At 45.6% G+C, this 25,129-nt stretch carries 21 protein-coding genes; 12 read left to right on the top strand and 9 right to left on the bottom strand.

Translation table 11 applies throughout. From position 1 onward, the window contains the following. Positions 1-372: 372 nt before the first annotated feature. From R7070_RS08335 to R7070_RS08300, 8 genes are all read left to right on the top strand, one after another. Complete coding sequence (locus R7070_RS08335; protein WP_005378079.1) at positions 373-1,533, top strand: ABC transporter substrate-binding protein; 1,161 nt, start codon at positions 373-375, stop codon at positions 1,531-1,533. Between the two features lie 9 nt (positions 1,534-1,542). Beyond that, positions 1,543-3,252, top strand: a complete 1,710-nt coding sequence (locus R7070_RS08330) for an ABC transporter permease (RefSeq protein WP_256900334.1) — start codon at positions 1,543-1,545, stop codon at positions 3,250-3,252. Continuing rightward, the gene (locus R7070_RS08325) at positions 3,218-3,865 is read left to right on the top strand and encodes an ATP-binding cassette domain-containing protein (RefSeq protein WP_017820855.1); all 648 of its coding nucleotides are present in this window, start codon (positions 3,218-3,220) and stop codon (positions 3,863-3,865) included. The genes R7070_RS08330 and R7070_RS08325 overlap by 35 nt, the downstream gene beginning before the upstream one ends. Continuing rightward, positions 3,858-4,469, top strand: a complete 612-nt coding sequence (locus R7070_RS08320; protein WP_017820856.1) for a CDP-alcohol phosphatidyltransferase family protein — start codon at positions 3,858-3,860, stop codon at positions 4,467-4,469. The genes R7070_RS08325 and R7070_RS08320 overlap by 8 nt, the downstream gene beginning before the upstream one ends. 123 nt (positions 4,470-4,592) lie before the next feature. After that, a complete protein-coding gene (locus R7070_RS08315) occupies positions 4,593-5,072 on the top strand; it encodes a glycine zipper 2TM domain-containing protein (protein WP_005386695.1) in 480 nt (159 codons plus the stop codon). A gap of 202 nt (positions 5,073-5,274) precedes the next feature. Beyond that, positions 5,275-6,804, top strand: coding sequence for a nitric oxide reductase transcriptional regulator NorR (norR, locus tag R7070_RS08310; protein ID WP_256900333.1), 1,530 nt, complete (start codon positions 5,275-5,277; stop codon positions 6,802-6,804). Between the two features lie 174 nt (positions 6,805-6,978). After that, positions 6,979-8,640 (top strand): hydroxylamine reductase, encoded by a 1,662-nt coding sequence (gene hcp / locus R7070_RS08305; protein WP_054577937.1) that lies wholly within the window; start codon positions 6,979-6,981, stop codon positions 8,638-8,640. Positions 8,641-8,721: 81 nt separating this feature from the next. Continuing rightward, positions 8,722-9,777, top strand: a complete 1,056-nt coding sequence (locus tag R7070_RS08300) for a hybrid-cluster NAD(P)-dependent oxidoreductase (RefSeq protein ID WP_256900332.1) — start codon at positions 8,722-8,724, stop codon at positions 9,775-9,777. Positions 9,778-9,990: 213 nt separating this feature from the next. Here the strand turns inward: R7070_RS08300 and R7070_RS08295 are convergent, their stop codons facing one another. From R7070_RS08295 to R7070_RS08285, 3 genes are all read right to left on the bottom strand, one after another. Then, a complete protein-coding gene (locus R7070_RS08295; protein WP_054574036.1) occupies positions 9,991-10,932 on the bottom strand; it encodes a class I SAM-dependent methyltransferase in 942 nt (313 codons plus the stop codon). A gap of 31 nt (positions 10,933-10,963) precedes the next feature. Beyond that, positions 10,964-11,656, bottom strand: coding sequence for a TIGR01621 family pseudouridine synthase (locus R7070_RS08290; protein WP_138939984.1), 693 nt, complete (start codon positions 11,654-11,656; stop codon positions 10,964-10,966). Positions 11,657-11,738: 82 nt separating this feature from the next. After that, complete coding sequence (locus R7070_RS08285; protein WP_042522154.1) at positions 11,739-13,109, bottom strand: sodium-dependent transporter; 1,371 nt, start codon at positions 13,107-13,109, stop codon at positions 11,739-11,741. A 430-nt stretch (positions 13,110-13,539) separates the two neighbouring features. Here R7070_RS08285 and cls point away from each other — a divergent pair, with 430 nt between their 5' ends. From cls to R7070_RS08265, 4 genes are all read left to right on the top strand, one after another. Beyond that, positions 13,540-14,994: a cardiolipin synthase gene (cls, locus tag R7070_RS08280; RefSeq protein WP_005378105.1), complete on the top strand. Its 1,455-nt coding sequence runs from the start codon at positions 13,540-13,542 to the stop codon at positions 14,992-14,994. A 210-nt stretch (positions 14,995-15,204) separates the two neighbouring features. Then, positions 15,205-16,410: a cystathionine beta-lyase gene (locus R7070_RS08275; protein WP_053303199.1), complete on the top strand. Its 1,206-nt coding sequence runs from the start codon at positions 15,205-15,207 to the stop codon at positions 16,408-16,410. Positions 16,411-16,658: 248 nt separating this feature from the next. Further along, on the top strand, positions 16,659-17,564 hold the full coding sequence (locus R7070_RS08270) for an esterase/lipase family protein (RefSeq protein ID WP_005378107.1): 906 nt from the start codon (positions 16,659-16,661) through the stop codon (positions 17,562-17,564). A gap of 12 nt (positions 17,565-17,576) precedes the next feature. Further along, a complete protein-coding gene (locus R7070_RS08265) occupies positions 17,577-18,437 on the top strand; it encodes a lipase secretion chaperone (RefSeq protein ID WP_256900331.1) in 861 nt (286 codons plus the stop codon). 24 nt (positions 18,438-18,461) lie between these two features. Here the strand turns inward: R7070_RS08265 and R7070_RS08260 are convergent, their stop codons facing one another. From R7070_RS08260 to pspB, 6 genes are all read right to left on the bottom strand, one after another. Beyond that, complete coding sequence (locus R7070_RS08260) at positions 18,462-19,028, bottom strand: DNA-3-methyladenine glycosylase I (RefSeq protein WP_005378109.1); 567 nt, start codon at positions 19,026-19,028, stop codon at positions 18,462-18,464. Positions 19,029-19,100: 72 nt separating this feature from the next. Beyond that, positions 19,101-22,211: an efflux RND transporter permease subunit VmeI gene (vmeI, locus tag R7070_RS08255; protein ID WP_256900330.1), complete on the bottom strand. Its 3,111-nt coding sequence runs from the start codon at positions 22,209-22,211 to the stop codon at positions 19,101-19,103. Further along, the gene (locus tag R7070_RS08250) at positions 22,208-23,305 is read right to left on the bottom strand and encodes an efflux RND transporter periplasmic adaptor subunit (protein WP_005378112.1); all 1,098 of its coding nucleotides are present in this window, start codon (positions 23,303-23,305) and stop codon (positions 22,208-22,210) included. Before R7070_RS08250 ends, vmeI begins: the two co-directional genes overlap by 4 nt. A 1-nt stretch (position 23,306) precedes the next feature. After that, a complete protein-coding gene (locus tag R7070_RS08245) occupies positions 23,307-24,338 on the bottom strand; it encodes an efflux RND transporter periplasmic adaptor subunit (protein WP_053307438.1) in 1,032 nt (343 codons plus the stop codon). 161 nt (positions 24,339-24,499) lie between these two features. Then, positions 24,500-24,889, bottom strand: coding sequence for an envelope stress response membrane protein PspC (gene pspC / locus R7070_RS08240; RefSeq protein ID WP_025766867.1), 390 nt, complete (start codon positions 24,887-24,889; stop codon positions 24,500-24,502). Continuing rightward, on the bottom strand, positions 24,882-25,115 hold the full coding sequence (gene pspB, locus R7070_RS08235; protein ID WP_005378117.1) for an envelope stress response membrane protein PspB: 234 nt from the start codon (positions 25,113-25,115) through the stop codon (positions 24,882-24,884). Before pspB ends, pspC begins: the two co-directional genes overlap by 8 nt. Between the last annotated feature and the right edge of the window lie 14 nt (positions 25,116-25,129).

The following is a 25,129-nucleotide window of genomic DNA, read 5'->3' as shown; positions in this document are numbered from 1 at the left end:
GAATCGTTAGTCATGCATGCCAAAGTCATTTAAATGGCCAACTTTCTTTCTCTTTTCGCCCTCAATTCCATGCTTTAAACATCAATTTTGCTCTGTAAAACAACCTATTCATATCTCTGGGGACAATAATTTTCAATTACTTGAAAGAATATCCTCAAACAAACGGTCCGCTCCTAAAATGACACCAAATTTGTCCTTTCTTCGTTTTGCTTCACATTGAGAGTAATTCTTTGAATCAATGAGTGATTCCGTTTGGGATTGGCATTGATAATAGAGAGAGATGAATTACTATCCTTGTAACAGAGCGGAACGACTTGCGAAAACGTCAATAGAAACGAAAGCAAGCACCAAAAGACATAACACGGAATAGATATGAAAAAGCTACTCAGCAGCATTGGCATTTTAGCCACGACTTTTGCGACACCTTCTTTTGCCGATTCATCAGTGAATAGCGAATGGCAAAAAATCGAACAACAAGCCGACGGGCAATCCGTCTACTTTCATGCTTGGGGCGGGAGCCAAGAAATTAATCGCTACATACAGTGGGCGAGTAGAGAGCTAAAATCACGTTATAACGTGACGCTAAACCACGTTAAAGTAACTGATATTTCTGAGACCACTACTCGACTTATCGCAGAAAAAGCGGCAGGCAAAAACAGCGGTGGTAGTGTTGATATGGTTTGGATCAATGGCGAAAACTTCAAATCAATGAAGGATAACCAATTGCTATTTGGTCCTTTTGTCGAAGGTTTGCCAAGCTGGCAATATGTGGATAAATCTCTACCAATTGATGTGGACTTCTCCGAGCCAACAGAAGGTCTAGAAGCACCTTGGGGAGTAGGACAATTAGTGTTTATCCATGACGAGCAAACCCTCCATAACCCTCCAAAATCATTCTCAGAAATGCTGAGCTATGCAAAAGCGTTCCCGAATCGCCTGACTTACCCTCGACCACCAGAGTTTCATGGCACAAGCTTTATCAAAGCATTACTCATTGAACTGTCTAACAACGCCCCTGAGCTGCAACAACCAGTTACCGATGACACGTTTGAACAAGTCACTCAACCGCTGTGGTCTTATCTAGATGAGTTCCATAAAGTCGCTTGGCGCGGTGGTAAGCAGTTTCCAGGCGGTACAGCAGAAACCCTTCAGCTACTAGATGATGGTCAGACTGACCTGGCGATTACCTTTAACCCGAACGCGGTTTTCTCTGCGCAGTCGAGCGGTAATCTTGCAGAGAGCACCAAAGCGTACGCAATGGACGCAGGAGCACTCTCAAATATCCACTTTTTAGCGATTCCTTGGAACGCAAATGCCAGTGCTGGTGCACAAGTTGCGATAAACTTTTTATTGAGCCCTGAAGCACAGTCTCGCAAAGGTAACCTAAACATCTGGGGCGACCCTTCGGTACTAAGCAACCAATACCTAACTGGTTCAGCCAAAAACACTCAACAATTCAAATCTATCGCTGAGCCACATCCAAGTTGGCAAGCGGCGTTAGAAAAAGAATGGTTGAAACGCTACGGGAATTAGTAAGAATCCATGTTAAGAGCGCTGTATTTAGTCATTATCGCAGTTTGTATTTTGCCTACCATTCCGGGACTACTTGGAGTGGTGGTCTCTGCGCTCGGTTATGTACCTCCTATCGGTCTACACCACTTTTCTTTTGATGGCTTCAATGCCGTCTTTGATTGGGAAGGTGTTTGGACATCCATCGGGCTTACTTTCTACTCCGCCATTTTCAGTAGCTACTTGGCTTGCTTCATCACGTTTGCCATTCTACAGGCGTCTTGGGGCAGCAAGTTTTGGCGAAAAATTGAAGTAAGCCTTTCCCCACTTCTCGCTATGCCGCACGTCGCGTTTGCAATTGGCTTTGCGTTCTTGTTTGCCCCAACTGGTATGGGCGTTCGTGTTCTCAACCAACTGTTTGGTTACGACCCGAATGCACAAACGGTGAATGACTTAGCATTGCTGATTAAAGACCCACATGCACTCGGTTTGGTCATCATGCTTGCGATTAAAGAAGTGCCGTTTTTATTGTTGATGAGTATTCCGATCCTTCAGCAATTGAAAGTCGATAAGGTTGAAAAAGTCAGTCACTCGATGGGCTACAGTTCCGCGCAAACGTGGTGGAAATGCGTATTTCCGCAATGGTTAGCAAAACTTCGTTTCCCAATGCTGGCGGTATTGGCTTACAGTTTGTCCGTTGTCGATGTCGCCCTGATTATTGGCCCTACCAACCCACCGACGTTCGCGGTTTTGGTATGGCAATGGTTTAACGATCCAGATTTATCGCTCCTACCAAGAGCTGCCGCTGGCGCAGTAATACTGTTTGCGATCGCTAGCGTTTTGATTGGATTTGCACGCTTAATGGAATGGTGTATTACCAAAGGCTTCAAACGCTGGCAGTACTCTGGTCGAAACGGGTTTCGTTTACCCGGTAAAACCCTATTTTCACTGATTGCTCTACTTGCACTTCTAATGATTCCACTCATGGTGCTGTGGAGCTTTGCCCAACGTTGGCGCTTTCCAGATTTGCTCCCAAGCCGTTACAGCCTGCGTTTTTGGGAATACGAATGGCACAGTATTCTAGGGACTCTAGAACAAAGTATGTCAATCGCCCTAATCAGCGCGACTGTCGCGCTAGTTCTTGCTTTAATAGCACATGAGTATCGTCTCCGTTATCGCTGGCAGGTGCCCGGTTACATCATCGCCATCCCGATGCTGATTCCTCAGCTATCCGTGCTATTCGGTATGCAAGTGGTAACACTGTACTTAAACAGTAACGCGTATTTCTTTTGGGTATGCTGGGCGCATGTATTCTTTGCGTTCCCATTTATTTACCTCTCGCTAGACGGTCCGTGGCGCAGCTTCGACAATGGGTTAACTCGTGTCGCTCTCAGCTTGGGTAAATCACCGATGCAAGCTTGGTTAAAAGTGAAACTACCAATCCTCCTGCCTGCGATTGCATTCGCATGGGCTATCGGTATTAGCGTAAGTCTGGCGCAATACCTGCCGACATTGGTGCTAGGGGCTGGGCGCATTAGCACCATCACAACCGAAGCCGTTGCGCTATCCAGTGGTTTTGACCGACGTGTCACCGCGATTTACGCCATTTGGCAAGCTCTGCTGCCATTCTTGTTCTTCTCTTTTGCGATACTACTAAGCCGCTTACACGTGAAGTATCGCCGCTTGTCTATAAAAGGTTTACTACTGAATGAGTCTTTGTCTCGAAAACCTCGCCATCCGTAAAACCAATGGCGACGCGCTTTTCTCGGCGTTCAATATGACCGTAGAAAAAGGTGAAATCGTTACCCTGATGGGGCCTAGCGGTTGTGGTAAATCCACTTTGTTGGATGCCATTGCCGGGCACCTATCCGCCGAGTTCAATTACTCTGGAGCCATTACGCTTGATAACGAAAAGTTGGATGCCCTCCCTGCCCATAAGCGTCAGGTCGGTATTCTGTTCCAAGAAGATTTGCTCTTCCCTCATTTAACGGTGTGGGAGAACCTTGCCTTCGCGCTACCAAACTCAATCAAAGGTGAAGAGCGTAAAGCTCACGCCATGCAAGCACTGAAGAACATTTCATTGACCAAGCTAGCAGAGTCCTTTCCTGACCAAATCTCGGGAGGGCAACGCGCCCGTATCTCATTGACTCGTATGCTGCTAGCAAAGCCGAAAGTTGCGCTACTTGATGAGCCCTATAGCAAGTTGGATAAAGACCTGCGTGTACAATTTCGCAATTGGGTGGTCGAACAATTGCAGCAAGCGAACATCCCTACTTTGATGGTAACGCACGATGAAGACGATATTCCTGATGGCAGCCGCTGCATAAACTGGCCGTGGGAGACAAATCATGCTTGATAGCCTGAGTATAAAGCTCATCCGCAAACCGCTGGCACTCAGTGCGACATATATCGATAAATGTGGTATCACTGCAAATCAGACGACAGTATTTGGTTTTGTGCTTGGCTGTTTTGCCCTGCCTGCTTTGATCGCCGAACAGTACTTGTTGGCGTTGCTGTTTATTTTGCTGAACAGAATCTGTGATGGGTTAGACGGAGCACTGGCAAGGATTCAGGGCATTACCGATGCGGGTGGTTTTCTTGATATCAGCTTAGATTTTTTGTTCTATTCGTTGATTCCTTTTGGCTTTGTGCTTGCCAACCCAGAGCACAATGCCGTTGCAGGCGCATTTTTGATTTTTTCCTTCATCGGCACTGGTAGTAGCTTTTTGGCTTTTGCCATCATGGCAGGAAAACAAGGCATCGATAATCCGGTATATAAAAACAAATCGCTTTACTACATGAGCGGCTTAACCGAAGGTACAGAAACCATTGGCTGCTTGATTTTATTTTGTTTGCTACCGCAACACTTTGCCGTCATCGCGTATATCTTTGGCGCGGCATGCTGGTTTACTACTTTTACACGTATTTATTCAGGGTTTCATACGCTTAACGATCATTAATACTGCTTAGACAATCGCGTTTCCTTAAGGGACAGGCCGCTAAGCCACTGTTTTATAAAGCACCAAAACGCAGGTTAAATTGGGGTATATACTCTTTGAATGAAGAAACCATTCGGAGGCTATATGAAAAAACAGATCAATTTAGGCATGTTGCTCACCATTACTTGTGCGCTCGTGCTTGGCGGCTGTAGCTCACCTAACCCGTACGGAGATGCATACGGCTCATCCGACACTCGCAAAGTTCAGCAGGTTTACTACGGCACAGTAGAAAAAGTAGAACCCGTAACCATTGATGCCTCTACCCAATCCAATGCCATTGGCACCATCGCTGGTGCTGCCGTGGGCGGGATCTTAGGCTCAAAAGTTGGGGGCGGTTCTGGCTCGGATATCGCTGCCATTGGTGGTGGTCTATTGGGTGGCTATGCAGGCAGCAAAGCGGCTGAAGCAACCGCGAAAAGAAATGGCGTGAATCTGACCATTCGTTTAGAGGACGGAAAGATTATCTCTATTGTTCAAGAAGCAAATCCAAACATGATTTTCCAACCAGGCCAAGCGGTCCAAATCAATGTTTCTGGTAATGACGCCAGAGTCGTTCCTCGTTAATTCGGACGAACCAAACCTTTGGCCTGCTTTGATTCAAACACCTAACCCGCGCAAGCTTACATCACTGGCTTGTTAACTTGCGCGTTTCTTTTCGTATCAAACTTGATCGTCGTCAATGGAACATCAATCTCCCACACCTTTCGATGTTCAAATGACATCAAGTTGCTAGCATGAGCCCATTCCAGATAACTTTGGGCTTGTTATGACTCCGACTGTTGACCACGTACTCCTTAATATTGCGCTAAACCTCAGCTCAAATCGCTCTCACGAGCAGCAATATCAAAATCTCATTGATGGGGTCGCGCAAGTATTCCCATGTGATGCGAGCTGCCTGTTTATCTTCGATGAGGATGGGTTTCTAACTCCTGTCGCGGTAAAAGGCTTATCCAGCTCGGTCTTAGGTCGTCGCTATTTCCCCAAGGCGCACCCTCGCTTAGATGCCATTATTCATAGCCGTGAACCGGTGCGTTTCGATGCCGATTGTTCACTGCCGGATCCTTTCGACGGCACACTATTAACTGAAGACCAATGCATTGATGTTCACGATTGCATGGGCTTTAGCTTGTATGTCGAAGGCCAACTTGTTGGCGCACTAACGATGGATGCACTAACAGTGGGCGCGTTTGATGGCATCGATCCTGTCGCTATCGAAACCTTTGCGGCTTTGACCGCTGCGACATTGCGTAACATAGCTCAATTAAAAGCGCTCAAAGCGCAAAACCAGAAGCAAAAAAGCGTCACTCAAACCCTTATCCAGCAAGCCCGTTCTCAACATGGTGAAATGGTGGGTTTGAGTCCGCAGATCAACCAGTTACGAAACAACATTGCGACTGTTGCTCAATCAGATTACGCGGTACTTATCACAGGAGAGACCGGTACTGGTAAAGAACTGGTCGCGCACTCGGTACACGCGCAATCTCATCGTAGCGATAAGCCGATGATTTACGTCAACTGTGCGGCCCTGCCTGAAGGTCTGGCTGAGAGTGAACTGTTTGGCCATGTCAAAGGCGCATTTACAGGTGCTAATAGCCACCGTGCCGGTAAGTTTGAACTGGCAGACGGTGGAACGATTTTCCTTGATGAAGTGGGCGAACTGCCTATGATTTTGCAAGCAAAATTGCTGCGCGTAATTCAGCAAGGCGAGCTGCAACGTGTGGGTAGCGATCAGCATTTGATGGTCAATGTGCGCATCATCGCCGCGACCAATCGACAATTAGAAAAAGAGGTCGAAGCTGGCACGTTTCGAGCAGACCTTTTCCACCGTTTAAACGTATTCCCAATCCAAGTTCCCCCACTTCGTGCCCGTGACGGTGATATTCCCGTTTTAGCCGGATATCTGTTAGAAAAGGTACGCCAACAATTTAATGCGCCCAATCTTCACGTTCACCCTAAAGTGTTGACTCAACTGGAGTCTTTACCTTGGTACGGAAACGTACGCGAGCTCGAACACACTTTAACTCGCGCGGCTTTACACGCCATTCAACAAGGTGCAAGCACGATCATGCTTAACCATTTTGACACCTCACTGGCTCTCGATGATGTAAAAAACACATCGCATTATATGCCTAAAGAAAGCCAACCAATGCGAGAGCTAATAGAAAGCTATCAACGTGATTTAATTGAACATGCTTTGAGCCAAACTGGTGGCGTTTGGGCAAAAGCAGCGGAGTTTTTACAAATGGATCGCGGGAACTTATATCGGATGGGTAAAAAGCTCGGGATCAATAAATAACCGACCACAAGAAGCCGATGTGATTAAGACATCAACTGCGTTGTCTTAATTACATCAACCACTCTCCTAAATCTGATAAAATTCAATACAAATCAACAAGATAATAATTGGCACGTATTCTGCTCTCTAGTGGTCAACATCACGACTATTAAAACAATCACTGGAGAACCCAATATGTTCTGTATTCAATGTGAACAGACAATTCAAACCCCTGCTGTTAAAGGTTGTTCTTTTGCACAAGGTATGTGTGGTAAAACTTCTGAAGTATCTGACCTTCAAGACGTGTTGGTTTACACACTGCAAGGGGTTTCTTTTTGGGCATCAAAAGCACTTGAATTCAACATCATTAACGATGAAATCAACCAATGGGCACCAAAGGCATTTTTCTCTACATTGACGAACGTAAACTTTGACCCTGAACGTGTCCTAGAGCTAACTTCTCAAGCGGCAACGTACAAAGCATTGCTAAAAGAGCAAGTAATGTCTGCTGCAACACTCGCCGATACCGAAGTTGCTGACATCCCTGTTGTTGCTCACTTTGAGCTACCAAATAGCGCAGAAGCAATCTTAGCTTTTGCTCCTCAAGTCGCGGTTAACCGTGGTAAGGACCAAGTACATGAAGATGTGATTGGCCTACGCCTACTTTGCCTATACGGCCTTAAGGGTGCAGCCGCGTACATGGAGCACGCACGTGTTCTTGAGCAAACCAACAACGATATCTATGCCGAATACCATGAAATCATGGCGTGGTTGGGCACAGACCCTGAAGATCTCGGCGAACTACTTGATTGCTCAATGCGCATCGGCCTGATGAACTACAAAGTGATGGAAATGCTCGACCAAGGTGAAACAATGACCTTCGGCCATCCAGAACCAACCACGGTGAACGTCAAGCCAGTAAAAGGCAAATGTATTCTTGTTTCTGGCCATGATTTGCATGACCTAGAAAAAATCCTGCAACAGACTGAAGGCAAAGGCATTAACGTTTATACCAACGGTGAAATGCTGCCTGCACACGGCTACCCTGAGCTGAAGAAATATCCTCATCTTGTCGGCAACTACGGCAGCGCATGGCAAAACCAGCAGAAAGAATTCGCAAACTTCCCTGGCGCAATCGTAATGACGTCAAACTGCTTGTTGAATCCAAATGTGGGTCAATACGCAGACCGTTTATTCACGCGTAGTATTGTTGGCTGGCCTGGTGTTGCTCACATCGAAGGCGATGATTTTAGCCAAGTGATTGAATGTGCTCTAGCGCAAGATGGTTTCCAACACGATGAAATCGAACACCACATCACGGTTGGTTTTGGTCGAAATGCACTGATGAACGCCGCCCCTGCGGTTATCGACCAAGTGAAGCAAGGCAACATCAAGCACTTCTTCCTAGTCGGCGGTTGTGATGGTGATAAAGCGGAACGTAGCTACTACACCGATTTTACGGCTGAAGCACCAGAAGACACGCTAATCCTGACCTTGGCGTGTGGTAAGTTCCGCTTCAATAAGAATACGTTTGGCGATATCAACGGCATTCCTCGCCTATTGGATGTGGGCCAATGTAACGATGCTTACTCTGCAATCCAGCTTGCACTTGCACTGGCGAAAGAGTTTGACTGTGACATCAATGAACTGCCACTCACGCTTGTGCTTTCTTGGTTCGAGCAAAAAGCGATCGTTATCTTGCTAACGCTATTTGCATTGGGCGTGAAAGGCATTTACACAGGCCCTACTGCACCAGCATTCCTAACGCCAAACCTAATCGCCATCATCCAAGAGAAGTTCGATATGCGCAGTATTGGCAATGTTCAGGATGATCTAAAAGCCATCCTAGCAGCTTAATAAACTTGCTTGTTACGCGCCTCCTTACGCGGAGGCGCTATCTATTTCGAACTAAAAATAGCCACAACCAAAGAGATTGTTATGTTTTTTGAATGGCAAGGTAACCAACCCGTCACACTCCGTTGCATCGACAAATACTTCGAAACACACGACACCGTCAGCATCAAATTGGCCGAACTAACCGAATCACTTCTGTTTCAGTTTAAGCCAGGCCAGTTTATTAACTTAGGCGTCGAAATTGATGGAAAAATGGAGTTTCGTGCCTATTCAATCAGCTCTATCAATGAAGACGATCACCTTCAACTCACCATCAAACGAGTATCTGGCGGTAAAGTATCGAACTACATCGTTGACTCGCTGCTGCTCGGTGATACCGTTCAAGCATTACCACCAGCGGGCGAGTTTAACTGCATTGACCACCCACCCGTTTTACGTAATGGCGAAACAAAAGCCTTGCTTATCAGTGCAGGTTGCGGCGTCACGCCCGTATTTTCGATGGCAAAACACTGGCTGAATAATCAAGATGAAGACGACAACGATGTGGACATCGCATTTCTTCATATCGCACGCAGCCCAGAAGAGACGATTTACTACGATCAGCTAGAAACGTTCGACGCTGTGTATCCCAACTTCCATTTAAAGCTGTTGCTGAAAAACCGCGAAGGAACGTCACACCCACAAGGTCGTTTGAATGCCGACTGGCTTAAAGAGCTTGTTCCTGATTTCAAGCAACGCACCGTTTACCTGTGTGGTCCAAGCCAGTTTATGCAAGATGTTCACGGCTATTTGAATGACCTTGGTTTTGACATGACGAACTTCTACCAAGAGAGTTTTACGCCTGCGACTGGCGCAGAAACATCGGTCTCCGATGAGACGGTTAACGTTTCTGTTCCTGATTTTGCTCAAAGCATCGATGCGCAAAAAGGTCAGGTACTGGCCGATGTGCTCGAAGGCGCAGGTTTACCATTAATCGTCGCTTGTCGAAGCGGGATTTGTGGCTCGTGTAAATGCAAGGTTCGTCAAGGCAACGTCTCTTCCACCAGCCTAGAAACATTGACGCCAGAAGAAATTGAACAAGGCTATGTGCTCGCCTGTTCATCAACCATCGAAGCGGATCTTGAAGTGCAGATCGGTTAATGCTGCTGGTATCGATCTTTTATTGTTTCCCGTCATTCCGACGAGCCTAGGCGAGGTCAGGAATCTAATATCAGCGTGTTAGGAATAACTCACTCTGATAATAGACTCTGAATCACACTTGCGTCTCGCTATTCAGATTAACGGGGTATCGTGGAAATGCCAGCCGTACTCAAACGGCTGGTATTATAGATAGGTACAACTTTCGTTTCGTCGTCATTGCTTCTCGCTAAACAGCAACACTTTCAATGCTGCTTCGCTGTCTACGTCCATAAACTCTGGTGGGTTATCCAGACGCTCACGGAATGTCAACTCTGGCGCTTCTTCTTTCATGCTTTCAATCAAGAAGTCGCTTGTCACAGATGGTGAGTTCACACATGCCATCACTTGACCGCCTTCTGCCAACAAATCCGGCAATCGACGTAGAATCTTTTTGTAGTCTTTCGTAAGCGCAAAGCTGCCTTTCTGGAATGAAGGCGGATCGATAATGATCAAATCATACTGACCAGATTTTTTAATCTTACCCCAAGATTTAAAAATATCGTGCCCCATAAAGCTTACCTGGTTGATGTTATGACCATTTAGCTTGTGGTTCTCACGACCTTTAGACAGCGACGCTTTTGCCATGTCGACGTTAACCACTTTATCTGCGCCACCCGCAATGGCAGCGACAGAAAAGCCACACGTGTAAGCAAACAAGTTAAGCACGTTTTTGTGCTTCGCATTTTCGCGAACCCAATCACGACCGTAGCGCATGTCCAAAAACAGACCGAAGTTTTGGTTGCGGCCAATATCCAATTGGTATTTCAAACCGCTTTCTTCAACGACAGGGCGAGCGTCTAATTCACCGACAAGTACTTCTGAAGGCGCACCATCGGCATAACGGTGCTGAAGAACCATAGTGCGACCTTGCTTGTCTGCCCACAGTGGTGATAGTGCCAACGCATTCAGGCCGCTTTTCAGCTCAGCGAGAAACGCGTCGTCGACTTCTTTAAACAAGTTGATAATCAACTGACCTTGTAACCAATCACAGGTGATTTGCTCTAGGCCCTCAAAACGACGGCCACGACCATGAAACAGTCGACGAATTTCATTCGGAGCTTGCGCGAGCTCGGTTTCTAGATGCTGAAAGAACAGCGGAAGTTGTGATGCTTGCATCGAGTTCTCTTATTAGTTTTCTTTGTGACGGTTATTTGATCGTAGGCCAGTTCAGCTCCCAAGGGGAAAGCCAAGTATCCAAGCCCTGAGAGACGATTTCACTGTGCCATTTGCTACCCAGCACTTTGTATTCTCGTGGATCGCAAACAAAGCGATATTGCTCATCTCGGTATTGGAAGCAAAGTGAAAATGCATGCAGATAACCGCGATCAGCCTCATTGCCTGCATTGTAAATCGGGTCGCCAACAATACCTGAGCCAACCGATTTTAATGCCACGCGGATTTGATGCGTTTTACCAGTGTGTGGCTTACATAAAAATAGGCGCTCTCCGGGCTCTGCCGCAAGAGAGAAAAACTGGGTGACGGCTGGGTTGTTTTTGCTGTTGACCAGCTTCCATGATGAACGGCGCGAACGCTCCATATCACCAACGACCAAACCTTGTTTCTTTTTCGGCTTTTTAGAGCCAATCGCCAGATAGAACTTTTCCACTTGGCGGTCAGCGAAGGCTTGCGATAACGCACTGGCCGCTTTGGCGCTACGTCCGAGGAGCAGAATACCCGATGTCATTTTATCCAAGCGATGGATAAGATAAAGCTGCTGATCACCACTCTGCTTAGCCACTTCTTGCAGCAGCATTGTGTCGCCATCGTCTTTATGAACAGAGACGTTGGGATGCTTATTGATGATCAGAAAATCGGGATGGGTATGTAGAATATCGAACATAAAAAACTGGCTCCACGTTTGGAGCCAGCAGTATACATAAGTTATCGGACAAAGCTATCGAGGCTTGCCCCCAAGGTATTTGCTAAAGCTTCTTCGAGAAAATGCCAGCAAGACCAATGATTGCGATACCCAGCAGCATGATTTCACCTTTGCCACTATCAAAGCCAGACTTAATCCCCATGAAGGCAACAATAGCAATCGCAACAGGAATCAGGTATTTAACTAGGTTGTACCACAATCCAAATAGCGGGAAGGATACTTCGCCGTCATTAGTGATCTCTTTTTCTAGCTCAGCACGGCTTAGGCGCCATCCTGCAAAGATACAAACCAACATACCACCAACCGCTAAGAAGATTTTGTCCGTTAGCAAGTCGAAGATATCAAAGGCACCGGTACCGAACAGCGTTGGCCCCATTCCACCTAAAGATAGTGACGCAAAAATACATAATGCCGCCATAACTGCACTTGCAGACAGAACAGCGTTAGAGCGCTTCATGCCTTTCTCGTCGATTAGGTAAGACACGACAACTTCCAATAATGATACTGAAGAAGTTAATGCCGCCACCGTCAAACCGATGAAAAATAGCAACGCGAATAGCAACCCAATCACTCCGCCCATTTCAGCAAACAGCTGAGGAACGACAACAAATACAAGACCAGGGCCTGCCGCAGGCTCCATGCCAAAGGCAAACATAGCTGGGAACATAGCAACACCAGCAAGAATCGCGACACCTGTATCCATAGCTGTAACCATACCGGTTGTTTGAACTAGGTTCTCTTTCTTCTTCAGGTAAGAACCGTACGTCATCATACAACCCATACCTAAGCTAAGTGAGAAGAACGCCTGTCCTAGTGCAGCAAGAACCACGTTGCTGTCGACTTTAGAAAAGTCCGGCATGAATAAGAACTCAAGGCCAGCCATTGCACCTGGCAGCATCAAGCCTTTAACAGAAACAACGATTAGGATTAAGAACAGAAGCGGCATCAGAACCTTACCGGCTTTCTCAATACCACCCGAAATCCCTTTCATCACAATCATGACGTTAAGGAACAGGTAAACACCCATCCACATTAAAGGTTGAATCGGATCTGAGATGAAACCGCCAAAACTGTCGCCTATTGCTTCTGGCGCGCTGAGTAGACCACCACCCACTTTAAAGATGTAGGCCAATGCCCAACCACCAACCACAGGGTAGAAGCCCATGATCAAAAGACCACTGAAGACTCCCATAACGCCAGTAAACGTCCAGCGTCGGTCAGTTGTTTTGAATGCACCTACGGCAGAAAGACCTGTCTTACGACCAATAGCGAACTCTGTCAGCATCACGCTAAAGCCGATAAAAATTACAAAGATAAGATAGATAGCAACGAATGCACCGCCGCCACTCTCACCTGCTGTGTAAGGGAATTTCCATATATTGCCTAAACCGACAGCGGAACCCGCTGCTGCCATTACGAAGCCTAGTTTAGACCCCCACGTATCACGTGGTGCTGCTGTATTAGTTGTAGCCACGCTTTTTCTCCAAAATTAGTTTGTTGTGTATGCATAGAGATAGGCGTCTAAAAAGTTTATGTAAAAATTATTGTACACTTATAAAATAAGCGTTCGACGCACTATGTCTAGAAAGTAAAGCAGCTCCCCTTTAAAATTGGAACCCCAAAAAAGTACATTTATCGCACAAGTGTCGAGTTACGCAGGTTAAATGCTGCTTTTTTGTTCAAAAGTTAAAGAATGACCTTATTTTTCACATTAAAATAACAGAATCAGCTGTTATGAAATTCGTTCCTCATATAAGGTCAATCCCACGTCTAAATGGGAAATCTATTCCCCCAACCCACTTTTATGCTTAATATCCTAGAAGGGCATATTACTCTGAGCGTATATGGACAAGTTTTATCACTTTCTTACTTTAGCTGGCATTGGGCTATATTGGTTACTGGTCGCAGGTGTGACCATTCGTGTCGTTTTAAAGCGCCGTGCAGTGAGCGTGTCTTTAGCTTGGCTAATGATCATTTATATCCTTCCCGTTCTGGGTGTCGCATGTTATTTCCTCTTCGGTGAACTGAACTTAGGCAGAAAACGAGCCGAACGTGCGAAAGAGATGTTTACACCATTCGAGAAGTGGTTCAGTCAACTTAACGACTGTAACGCGCACAACCCAGAAACGATGGGAAGGCACATCTACCGAATCGATGAACTTTGTAACAACCGCCTTGGTCTTCCCGCATTGAGCGGCAATACATTGTCGCTGCAACAGTCACCTAATGAGATTTTGCATTCCATTATTGAAGACATCGAAAACGCGCAGAGCAGTATTCGAATGGTATTCTACATTTGGCATCCGGGTGGTTTGGCTGACTCTGTCGCTTCTGCACTTATCCAAGCGGCTAAACGCGGCGTAGATGTCAAACTATTGCTCGATTCAGCAGGTAGCCCGCGTTTTTTCAGAAGTCCTTGGTATCGAATGATGCAGGATGCTGGAATTGAAGTTATTCAAGCGCTAGAAGTGAAGATGTGGCGTATTTTCTTACGTCGTCTTGATCTTCGCCAACATCGCAAGATCATCGTAATTGATGATGAAATTGCTTATACAGGTTCAATGAACTTGGTTGACCCGGCTTACTTCAAGCAAAACAGTGGCGTCGGGCATTGGGTGGACATCATGGTTCGCATTACGGGACCAACGGTAAACGTATTGAGTGCCATCCACTGTTGGGATTGGGAAGTCGAAACTGGCGAACGTCATTTACCGAGACTACCTGAATGCAAGATCGATGAGAGTGAATTCCAACACCCTATTCAGGTTGTGCCTTCTGGCCCAGGTATGCCGGAATATCTGATCTATCAAGTATTAACATTGGCAATAAACCAAGCCAATCGCTCGGTACGAATCACAACACCATATTTCGTGCCCAATGCTGATTTACTCGAAACGTTAAAGATGACAGCACAACGAGGCATTGACGTTGAACTCATTATTCCCCATAAAAATGACTCTATGATGGTACAATGGGCGTCACGCGCTTTTTATAGTGAGCTCTTGAGTGCAGGGGTCAAGATTTATGAGTTTTATGGTGGTTTGCTGCATACAAAATCTGTCGTAATTGACGACCAATTCTGTTTAGTTGGCACCGTAAACATGGATATGCGCAGCTTGTGGCTGAACTTCGAAGTGACCCTCGCCGTTGATGACGAAGAGTTCACCAAGCAAATGTCTTGGTTACAAGATAGCTATATTAAGCAATCTCACACTGTTGTATTGGAAGAATGGGAGAAAAGGAGCCTATTTTCTCGGTTCTTAGAGCGAGTGTTCTATCTCTTCAATCCACTCCTCTAATACCTCAAATACACCGACTAAAAAACCTCCAGCGCTACATGCATCCTGCTGGAGGTTTGTTCTTTTAGCTCCCATCTACACGATACCTCTCGACATCATTACCTGTTCATCTTGGCTGTTATTGGCTGATAGTCGACTTTTCCCTTGCATAACCTACGTCGTCCATGTTTTAAATATTCAAAACCGCAATATTTAAGACAGGGAACTTTTATGTCAGAGGGAAAAAAAACCAAACTCATTACCGCTGGCCGCGATAAAAAGTGGACAAATGGTGTTGTAAACCCACCCGTTCAACGCGCTTCAACCGTGGTATTCAATACCGTTGCAGAAAAGAACCAAGCCACCATTAATCGTGCAAACAAAACATTGTTTTATGGTCGCCGAGGCACCAACACGCACTTTGCTTTCCAAGACGCAATGGTTGAGATTGAAGGTGGAGCTGGTTGCGCGCTTTACCCTTGTGGAACGGCAGCAATTTCAAACGCCATCCTCTCTTTCGTTGAAACTGGCGATCACATTCTAATGGTGGACACTTGTTACGAACCAACTCGTGACTTTTGTAACACCATCATGAAGAAAATGGGCATCGAAACCACCTATTATGACCCAATGATCGGTGAAGGTATCCGAGACTTGATTCAGCCGAATACCAAAGTCCTTTTCTTAGAGTCTCCTGGTTCAATAACCATGGAAGTCCAAGATGTACCTACATTAGCGCGCATTGCCCACGAGCAAGATATCATCGTGATGCTTGACAACACATGGGGAGCAGGCGTGAACTTCTCTCCTTTCGAGCATGGCGTAGACATTTCCATTCAAGCGGCAACTAAGTATATTGTTGGACATTCAGATGTCATGCTAGGTACTGCTGTGGCTTCTGAAAAGTATTGGGGTCAGCTTCGTGAACAAAGCTACCTGATGGGTCAGTGCGTTTCTCCTGACGACGCATACCTAGGTCTTCGAGGTATTCGCACGTTGGATGTTCGCCTAAGACAGCACGCAGAAAGCAGTTTAAAAGTCGCTCAGTGGCTCGCTTCTCGCCCAGAAGTTGATCATGTCCGCCATCCAGCTTTAGAAACAAGCCCTGGCCATGAGTTTTTCAAACGAGATTTCACAGGCGGAAACGGCTTGTTTTCATTTGTTCTCAAAACGTCTTATCCAAAAGCGACGACGGCTCTGCTTGATGGTATGAAACACTTCAGTATGGGTTACTCTTGGGGCGGTTATGAAAGCCTCATTCTAGCTAACGAACCTAAGAGCTTTAACAGCCTGAGAACCATAGCTCACCCACACTTTGAAGGTACTTTGGTTCGTATTCATATTGGCTTAGAAGACGTAAATGACTTGATCGCTGATTTAGAGGCTGGTTTTGCGCGTTATAATGCCTTAATGCTTGAAAAAGAAGCCTCCCTATAACAATGATTGAATCGCCCTGCATTGCGGGGCGTTTTTATAAGCCCCTGACTTAATTAGAATTAACTAACATTCACCCGAACCATTAATTAATGTTAATCATTTGTGTTGTTTTTCAATTGAGCAGTCACAGAATGAAATAATGTGCCATAAATAGGCTTTTCAAATTTAGAGTTTCTCTCCTACTTTTTATCATTCATAAGAGGTCATACCACAAGGAGATAGTTTTGAAACTCAAATTTATAGCGCTAATGCTTTTTACCTTAGTTACCGTCCCAATAACCTCCGTATACGCTGCAACAGGTTATACCCAAACCAAGTATCCGATTGTCTTGGTTCACGGTTTGTTTGGTTTTGATACCCTGGCAGGCGTTGATTACTTTTTCGGAATACCACATTCCTTAACGAAAGACGGCGCTAAAGTTTATGTAGCGCAGGTATCCGCGACCAATAGCAGCGAAGTTCGAGGGGAGCAACTGCTTGCTCAAGTCGAAACCTTACTTGCAGCAACAGGCGCAGAGAAAGTCAATCTCATTGGTCACAGTCATGGTGGTCCAACAACGCGCTATGTTGCCTCTGTCCGTCCTGACCTAGTCGCATCAGTTACGAGTATAGGTGGCGTTAATAAAGGGTCTAAAGTGGCAGATTTAGTTCGTGGCACCGTATCTGAGGGTTCGGGTAGTGAGCAGCTCGCGGTAAAACTGGCGCAAGGTTTAACCACTCTTATTAATCTTCTATCAGGTGGTTCTGATCTCGACCAAGACCCTTTGGCCTCATTAGCAGCATTAACCACGGAAGGATCATTAGCGTTTAACCAACACTACCCGGAGGGAGTCCCTACCAGTGAATGTGGTAATGGTGATTTGCTAGCTTCAAATGGCGTTTATTACTACTCATGGACCGGATCATCCACTTTTACAAACGTTTTCGATCCGACCGATGCTGCCATGATGGTACTTGGCTTAGCCTTTGATGGGCCAAATGATGGCTTAGTTGGTGCGTGCAGCACACATTTGGGCAAAGTCATACGTGATGATTATCAAATGAACCATTTGGATGAAATTAACGGTCTACTCGGTATTCATCATCTTTTTGAAACCGATCCAGTCACGCTTTATCGCCAACATGCAAATCGTCTCAAACTTCAAGGTTTATAAGAGGTCATCACAATGAAGAAAGTCGCTCTCACCACTTTTATCCTGCTCTCGATATTTGGCGTGGGAGCGCTTTCTCTGTTGCAAAGCGACAAACAACAAGAGATAACCTCTAACCATTCGCAATCTCAGCAAGATATAGCCGCCGATGTCTCTTCACCAAAAGACTTCTTCGAATATTCTCTTAGCCGGTTGGGCGAAGAAGATCTCGATACGATCAAAGCGGAAGTCAATGATGACACTTTAGCAAAGCAAACTCTGAATATTGATGCCAAACTTTTTCAAACCTACCTTTCCTACAAGCAAGCACTCTCTGCATTAGAGCCTTTTGAGCACAATCACCTAACGCTTGAACAGTTAACCATGCTGAATGAAGCAATACTGAACTTACAGCTTCAATACTTTAACGAGGTGCAGATAACCCAATTGTTTGACGAAGAAAACCGACTTCGCCAACTTGCTTTAGAAAAGCTGACGATTAAAACACAGGCATCGGATATCGAGAGTCAAGCACACCTTCTCAATCAAGCGTTATCAGAACAACCGGATTACATACGAAAAAGTGAACGCAATAACGCATTAGCAGAGCAGCTCGAGCAAGCTTCTCAGCTTGATTCACAAGACAAGTACATCGCCCGTGTTGCTCTGGTAGGAGATGCCGGAGCGCAGAGGCTGCAAAAGCTTGATGAGCAAAGAGCATCATTTGAGACTCAACTCGCCACTTACTTAAAGCAGCGTCAAAATATTCTGAATAGGGATTTTCTAGGGCAAGACGAAAAACAGGCAGAAATCATTTCTTTAAGAAAACAAAGCTTCGATGCCACTCAATGGCGTCGAATCGAAGCTTTGGAACGTATTCATGATAGCCAGAACTAACAACATTAGCTTAATCGCCAAACGTTACTTATTCTGCTTTTTAGGACATCCCACGATATGGTCATCCACCATGCCGACGGCTTGCATGAAAGCATAACAGATGGTTTCACCGACAAACTTGAAGCCTTTCTTTTTTAGAAATTTACTCATGGCTTTGGATTGCTCTGTCGAAGCTGGTACGTCACTCATATGTTGCCATTGATTGACGATTGGTTCACCGTCCACGAACTGCCACAACGCGTCTGATAAACTCCCGTATTCAGCAATTAACGCTTTGGCCGCTTTGGCATTACTGAATACCGAGTTAATCTTTCCGCGATGTCTCACAACATCGAAGTTTTCCACGATGTATTCAGCGCGTTCTTCATTTCTTTGTTCCAACGCATCTAGATCGTAATTCTCGAACGCTTCTCTGTAACCTTCGCGCTTTTTAAGGATGGTGATCCAACTAAGACCAGCTTGCGCACCTTCCAAAGTAATAAATTCAAACAGGACTTGGTCGTCATATACTGGCACGCCCCATTCGGAATCATGATATTCGCGCTCTAATGGGTGATTCATCGCCCACGCACACGTTTTTTGTTCTGTCATTATTCTTCCTTAAAAAGCGCCTCTAACTGATGAGCTAGAGGCGCAATACTTTTCATCGTTATATCAGTAGCACTAAGCCTGTTTCGGTACTGCCACTTTATGGAACAAACGATACAACACTGGCACGACAATCAGTGTCAGGACTGTCGCAAAACCCAAACCAAACATAATCGTAACCGCCATTGGTTTGAAGAAAATATCTGGCAACAGTGGGATCATACCAAGGATCGTCGTGATAGCAGCCATACAAACGGGACGGACGCGACTTACCGCAGCATCAACGACCGCGTCATAAGCCTCTTTACCGGACTTCATTTCAATTTCAATTTGGTCCAGTAATACGATGCCATTTTTGAGCACCATTCCCGATAAGCTTAAGAAGCCGAGCAATGCCATAAAACCAAACGGCGTGTTGAGTGCCAACAAACCAGTGGTGACGCCAATTAACGCCAGCGGTACGGTAAGCCAAACAATGAGTGGCTCTTTGATAGAGTTAAATAGGAATACAGTGATCAAGAACATGAACAAGTACCCCATTGGCATGGTAGTAAACAGCGACTCTTGAGCATCACCAGAAGATTCGTATTCACCACCCCACTCTAAGGAATAACCTGGTGGTAATTGAATCGCTTCGATTTGGGGCTGTAAGCGTTTTTGCAATGTCGATGCGGTTTCTTCACCTAGAATATCAGGGTCTGCCATCACAGTGAGCATACGCTTACGGTTCTTACGTACAATAATAGGGTCCTCCCAACGCATGTCGTAACCCATTGTGACTTGTTGAAGTGGGATAAACTCACTCTGTGCTGGACTCCATATTTTCATGCCTTCGATGTTACGAATATCAATACGTTCATCTTCAGGTAAGCGAGCCACGATGGGCATGAGCGTCGTGCCGTCTCGGTATAAGCCTATCGTCATTCCAGAGAATGACATGGACAAGAAATCATCGACGTCCGATTTGGTAATGCCATAGCGACGTGCCTGACTCTCGTTAAACTGAGGTTCAAGAACTTGGGTTCGTTCACGCCAATCATGCCTGATATTTGTTGCCTGAGGGTCGGCGTACATGATGTCCTTGACCTGAGCGGCTATCGTACGAAGGACGGTTGGATCTGAGCCAATAATACGCGCTTCAATTTTTGCACCACCACCAGGGCCTAACTCAATCTGTTTGAGCTTGTAATTGATTTCTGGGTAGTTGGCTTTTAAATACTCTCGAAACTTCGCCATTAATGGTTTTAACGCATCGTAGTTTTCCATACGAGTGGTTATCTCACCATAAGCCGCATAACTTTTCTCTGGCGCGTACGTTAACATGAAGCGCTGTAAGCCTTTACCCGCGGTCGTCGTGATATGGTCAACATGCTCTTGCTTAGCTAACCAACTTTCTAACTCTTTAAGCGTTGTGTTAGTTGCTCGAATATCAGTTCCTTCTGGCATCCATACATCTAACTGAAAAATCGGCGTTGTCGAAGATGGGAAAAACGCTTGCTTCACAAAGGTGAACCCGTAAACACTTGCCGCTAATCCCGCAATCAGCACCACAACGGTAAACCAAGCACGACGCATACAAAACTGAAGAAACTTTTTATAAATAACGAAAATAACCCCGTTATATGGATCATTTTCTTCCCCTTCACCTTGTTTAATCTTCTGGCCTTTAAAGAAGATGTCAGCAAAGAATGGTGTCAACGAGATAGCGGTAAACCAGCTCAACATTAAAGAGATCAGCAGAACCGTAAATAAAGTGCCACAGTATTCGCCCGTCGAGTCTTCAGACAGTCCAATTGGCGCAAATGCAGTTACCGCAATCACAGTTGCCCCAAGTAATGGCCACTTTGTTTGGGTAACAATGTCGGTCGCTGCTTGGAGTCGAGTTCGCCCTTTTTGAGTACCAATCAAAATCCCCTCAACCACAACGATGGCATTGTCCACCAGCATACCTAACGCGATAACCAAGGCACCTAATGAAATCCGCTGCAAATCTATCGCGAGATACTTCATGAAAATGAACGTACCCAACACCGTCAGCAGTAAAATTAAACCGATAAGCAGCCCCGAACGTAGCCCCATAAAGAACAGAAGTACGATAATGACGATACCGACAGCTTGAGCCAAGCTGACAACAAAACCGCTAACCGATTTATCCACCTCTTTAGGCTGACTGTAAATTTCCGAGATTTCGATACCGACAGGTTGTTGGTACTTTAGCTCGGCAAGGCGATGATCAAACGCTTTTCCGACTTCAACGACGTTGACGCCTTCAGCAAAAGAAACACCCACGTTTAGTGCAAGACTTCCGTTAAAATTAATAATATTACTCGGTACTTCTACGTACCCGCGTTTTATTTCCGCAACATCTTTCAAGAAAATGAGCCCCTGAGCGCCCGACTCAGTAATCAACAAATCACCCAGCTCCTCCACACTCTGGAACTCGCCAGTCGGCTGAATTCTGATGTACTCGTCACCAATTCTGATCGCTCCTGCGTCAGAAACCACGTTTTGCGTCGAAAGAAGATTAAACACGGTATCCGGAGCAAGACCTATACTGCTCAGCTTTTTCATCGATACTTCGATGAAAACTTGCTCTTGCTGTTGCCCGGATACCGAAACTTTACTCACGCCATCAACCAGTTCGAGCTCTCGGCGTAAGTAATCGACGTAATCCAGTAGCTCTTTATAGCTATAACCGTCGCCAGTCACCGCTAACAAAATCCCGTAAACATCACCAAAATCATCGATCACTTGAGGTTCATTCACACCTGGAGGCAACGTCCCTTTAAGGTCGTTCACTTTACGGCGCAACTCATCCCAAATTTGTGGTAGATCATCAGGGCCATAATTGTTCTTCATCGTGACCGTGATTTGAGATAAGCCTCGGCTAGAAATCGAATTTACTTCATCAACATAAGTAAGCTGCTGAATCGCTTTTTCGATTGGATACGTCACTTCTTCTTCGACTTGTTGCGGTGTCGCACCAGGGTAAGAGGTCACTACCATCGCATCTTTAATAGTAAAAGCAGGGTCCTCAAGACGCCCTAAACCAAAGAATGCGGCGATACCACCAATCAAAAATATCAGTGCGACCATCCAACTGATGACGCGATTTCGGATGAAGTACGCAGCAATACCGGTCACATCATCATCACTTTGAGGCACTGATTTATTAAGATCGCTCATAGACCGGCCTCCTGCGTAGCCATTTCCTGTATCACTTCCACTTTCATGCCATCCCTTAATCGAGAAACACCGGCAATCACAACTTTGTCTTTGAGCATGAGACCATCAAGGATTTGAATGGACGTTTTAGATGCCTTACCTGCTCGCACCTGTTTGCGCGATACCGTATTGTCGTCATTCAGTACCCAAACAAATTTGTTTTCGCGCCCCAGCTCGTCACCATCCGCATTAAAAATGGCTTCGATAGGGACATTAATTCCTAGGTTGAGATCAAGCCCAACATTCTCGTCTTTAGACGTTACTTCAACAGCCATCCCATCTAGGATGTACTCTTCTTCCGGCATAGGAAGCGACAGTGTGACAGTAAACGTACCTGTTGTTGGATCGGGCTCAGTCGTAAATTCTTTTACCGTCGCGTTATATTCGTTACCGCTGGGCACGCGCACTAATGCTTTGATCGCGGTAAGCCTTTCTTCCGTTGGCGGTTGGTTCACATAGAGGCGGTCTGGAAGCTGAATCAACACTTCGACTCGCTCCAAGCTGTGAATATTAACGATATGCTGTCCGACTTGAACATTTTCGAATTGGTCGATATTAACTCGCGAAATAATCCCATCCACGGGCGCTTTTAAGGCAGTAAATGATAGACGAAGTTTGGCTAACTGAAGCTCAGCTAAGGCGATTTGTCGTTGTGCTGCAATTTCATCAAACTGAGACTTAGCTAATAGGCCTTTATCAACCAAAGGGCGTGAGCGGCGATACTGACTGTCGACAACAGAAAAACGCGCACTCGCATTATCTACATCCAACTCATAGTCCGTGGGATCTAGCGTTGCAATAACATCACCCTTCGTGACTTTGTCGCCCTCTTTTACCATGATGCGGCTGACTTCTCCTGCCACTCTGAAGCTCAAATGAGAGCGATCCGCTGCATTCGCAACCGCAGGGAAGTACAAGTTGTCGTCCACCTTGTTTCCCGCTAATGACGTAACCCTAACTCGTGGCGTTTCGAGCTCTTTTTCTGGCGCCTTATCCCCACAGCCAACGAGAAAAAGCGTTGAAAGTAAAGTCGCTAGAGAGATGATTCCTTTCATATTACAACCCTCTTTCCTTAATCCACGCTCTTACCTTAATTCCGGGTTCAATTACACTGACACCCGAGATAATGATTTGGTCGCCATCGTTAAGCCCGGCTAACACTTGATTTTTGTCATTCATCTCAATTGCGGCTTTGGATACAATGCCTTGCTCATCGACACGCCAAACGTATGTTTTGCCGTTCTCTTCTAGCAACGCGGAGTTAGGAATCTTTGTCGCTCCTGCACTTTTGGACAGGAGGTAAGCATTGCCAGACATTCCCGGCAAAAGGCCAATTTCTGCTGGTCGCTCCATGACCATCGTGACTTTGTAACTGCCCGTTTTAGGATCGGCTTCTGTATCGATTTCCTGAAAGGTTAAGTCAAAGGCTTGCTCGGGGAACGCATCAAATATCATTCTGGCAGAGACATCGCTCCCCTGCGTGTAACGATTTAGAAGATAGTCTGGGATTTGGAATATCACTTTGAGGAGTTGGTTGGACTGAATATTCATCACCCCTTCTTTCGCGGCAACATATTCATGGTTTTCTGCTGGAATGTACGAAATAGTGCCATCATATGGCGCGACAAGTTTGGTATATCTTAAGTTTGCCTTTGCTTGATTCCATTGAGCTTTTGCTGAGTTGTGATTCGCTTTTGCCTCATCAAAATCTTGCTCAGATACTACTTGGTCTTTACGTAGCTTTTGGTATCGCTTGTATTGCACATCTGCGAGCAAAAAATTTGCCCGAGCTTGCTGTTCGAGCAGAGAATATTCATCTGGGTTTAATGACGCCAAAACATCACCTTTACTAACGACTTGACCTTCATTCACTTCTATCGTTTGAAGAAGCCCAGGAACTCGAAATGTCAGTACTGCTCTATCGCCAGCTTCCGTCGTGGCAGGAAAATGTCGCTCAAACTGGGCATTGCCAACAGATACTGTAAATAGCTTCGCAGGGCGCGATTCAGGTTCAGGAACAGGAGGAAGTTCTTTACCGCACCCCGACAAGACAGCCGAGATGGCAATAGGAATGAGCAATTTTCTCATTACATTCATCCATAAAAATTGGGGGATTATTTTTAAAGTAGATGAATTTTGAACGAACTTCCAGAGCAGAAAAGATTAATAGTGCTTTAAAATTAGTAATTTGTGATAAAAAAGCAGGCTTTATGCCTGCTTCAGTTAAATCTTCTTTGGATACAAAATGCCTAGAGCTTGCTGAATTCTCTGTTCACCCTATATGTATCAGACGTAACATAAGCTTCCATGTTACGAATTTTGCCATCAAGACGGTCAAAATCCCTTTCCAACACACTGAGCAGTTGATCAGGGCTTTGCCCTTTCTGCCAAGGCTTACTTTTGAGCGTATGCTCTTGCTGCGCTCTGATATTTTCAGAATACGTTACTGGTTGCTTTTCTAACATAAACGCCATCGCGATGTACGCTAACAATACCAAAAACGTACCACCTAACAGCGCTGCAGAAATCACTACAATACGAATCAACCAAACTTCTGCACCAAAGTAGTTGGCAATTCCGGCGCAAACACCGGAGATTTTGCCATTTACTGGGTCACGATACAGTTCTCGATTATTCATACTTGCGTCTCCATGTTGGTGACTCAGCATCCAAGATGCGCTCCAATGTATCAACTCGGGACTGCATCGCTTCCGCTTTTTCAGATAGTACCTGAAGGCGCTCTAAATCCTGGCTCGACAGTGCACTATCTGTTTTGCGTTTGCTGCGATAGTGTAAGAAGAGCCATAGTGGAGCGACAAAGATTAAAAAGACAATCACTGGTCCTGCTATAAAAAATGCCGACATAAATGGCTCCTTTC

Source organism: Vibrio sp. 1557, assembly GCF_033340175.1.
In the GTDB taxonomy this organism is placed as follows: Bacteria; Pseudomonadota; Gammaproteobacteria; order Enterobacterales; family Vibrionaceae; genus Vibrio; species Vibrio alginolyticus.
Note: the sequence above shows the minus strand (reverse complement) of the source record. Positions and strands in the feature narration are given on the sequence as shown.

Bases quoted from the DNA above. Each gene is read 5' to 3' on its own strand.
- R7070_RS08335 (WP_005378079.1), top strand. From the start codon at position 373: ATGAAAAAGCTACTCAGCAGCATTGGCATTTTAGCCACGACTTTTGCG.
- R7070_RS08330 (WP_256900334.1), top strand. From the start codon at position 1,543: ATGTTAAGAGCGCTGTATTTAGTCATTATCGCAGTTTGTATTTTGCCT.
- R7070_RS08325 (WP_017820855.1), top strand. From the start codon at position 3,218: ATGAGTCTTTGTCTCGAAAACCTCGCCATCCGTAAAACCAATGGCGAC.
- R7070_RS08320 (WP_017820856.1), top strand. From the start codon at position 3,858: ATGCTTGATAGCCTGAGTATAAAGCTCATCCGCAAACCGCTGGCACTC.
- R7070_RS08315 (WP_005386695.1), top strand. From the start codon at position 4,593: ATGAAAAAACAGATCAATTTAGGCATGTTGCTCACCATTACTTGTGCG.
- norR (WP_256900333.1), top strand. From the start codon at position 5,275: ATGACTCCGACTGTTGACCACGTACTCCTTAATATTGCGCTAAACCTC.
- hcp (WP_054577937.1), top strand. From the start codon at position 6,979: ATGTTCTGTATTCAATGTGAACAGACAATTCAAACCCCTGCTGTTAAA.
- R7070_RS08300 (WP_256900332.1), top strand. From the start codon at position 8,722: ATGTTTTTTGAATGGCAAGGTAACCAACCCGTCACACTCCGTTGCATC.
- R7070_RS08295 (WP_054574036.1), bottom strand. From the start codon at position 10,932: ATGCAAGCATCACAACTTCCGCTGTTCTTTCAGCATCTAGAAACCGAG.
- R7070_RS08290 (WP_138939984.1), bottom strand. From the start codon at position 11,656: ATGTTCGATATTCTACATACCCATCCCGATTTTCTGATCATCAATAAG.
- R7070_RS08285 (WP_042522154.1), bottom strand. From the start codon at position 13,109: ATGGCAGCAGCGGGTTCCGCTGTCGGTTTAGGCAATATATGGAAATTC.
- cls (WP_005378105.1), top strand. From the start codon at position 13,540: ATGGACAAGTTTTATCACTTTCTTACTTTAGCTGGCATTGGGCTATAT.
- R7070_RS08275 (WP_053303199.1), top strand. From the start codon at position 15,205: ATGTCAGAGGGAAAAAAAACCAAACTCATTACCGCTGGCCGCGATAAA.
- R7070_RS08270 (WP_005378107.1), top strand. From the start codon at position 16,659: ATGCTTTTTACCTTAGTTACCGTCCCAATAACCTCCGTATACGCTGCA.
- R7070_RS08265 (WP_256900331.1), top strand. From the start codon at position 17,577: ATGAAGAAAGTCGCTCTCACCACTTTTATCCTGCTCTCGATATTTGGC.
- R7070_RS08260 (WP_005378109.1), bottom strand. From the start codon at position 19,028: ATGACAGAACAAAAAACGTGTGCGTGGGCGATGAATCACCCATTAGAG.
- vmeI (WP_256900330.1), bottom strand. From the start codon at position 22,211: ATGAGCGATCTTAATAAATCAGTGCCTCAAAGTGATGATGATGTGACC.
- R7070_RS08250 (WP_005378112.1), bottom strand. From the start codon at position 23,305: ATGAAAGGAATCATCTCTCTAGCGACTTTACTTTCAACGCTTTTTCTC.
- R7070_RS08245 (WP_053307438.1), bottom strand. From the start codon at position 24,338: ATGAGAAAATTGCTCATTCCTATTGCCATCTCGGCTGTCTTGTCGGGG.
- pspC (WP_025766867.1), bottom strand. From the start codon at position 24,889: ATGAATAATCGAGAACTGTATCGTGACCCAGTAAATGGCAAAATCTCC.
- pspB (WP_005378117.1), bottom strand. From the start codon at position 25,115: ATGTCGGCATTTTTTATAGCAGGACCAGTGATTGTCTTTTTAATCTTT.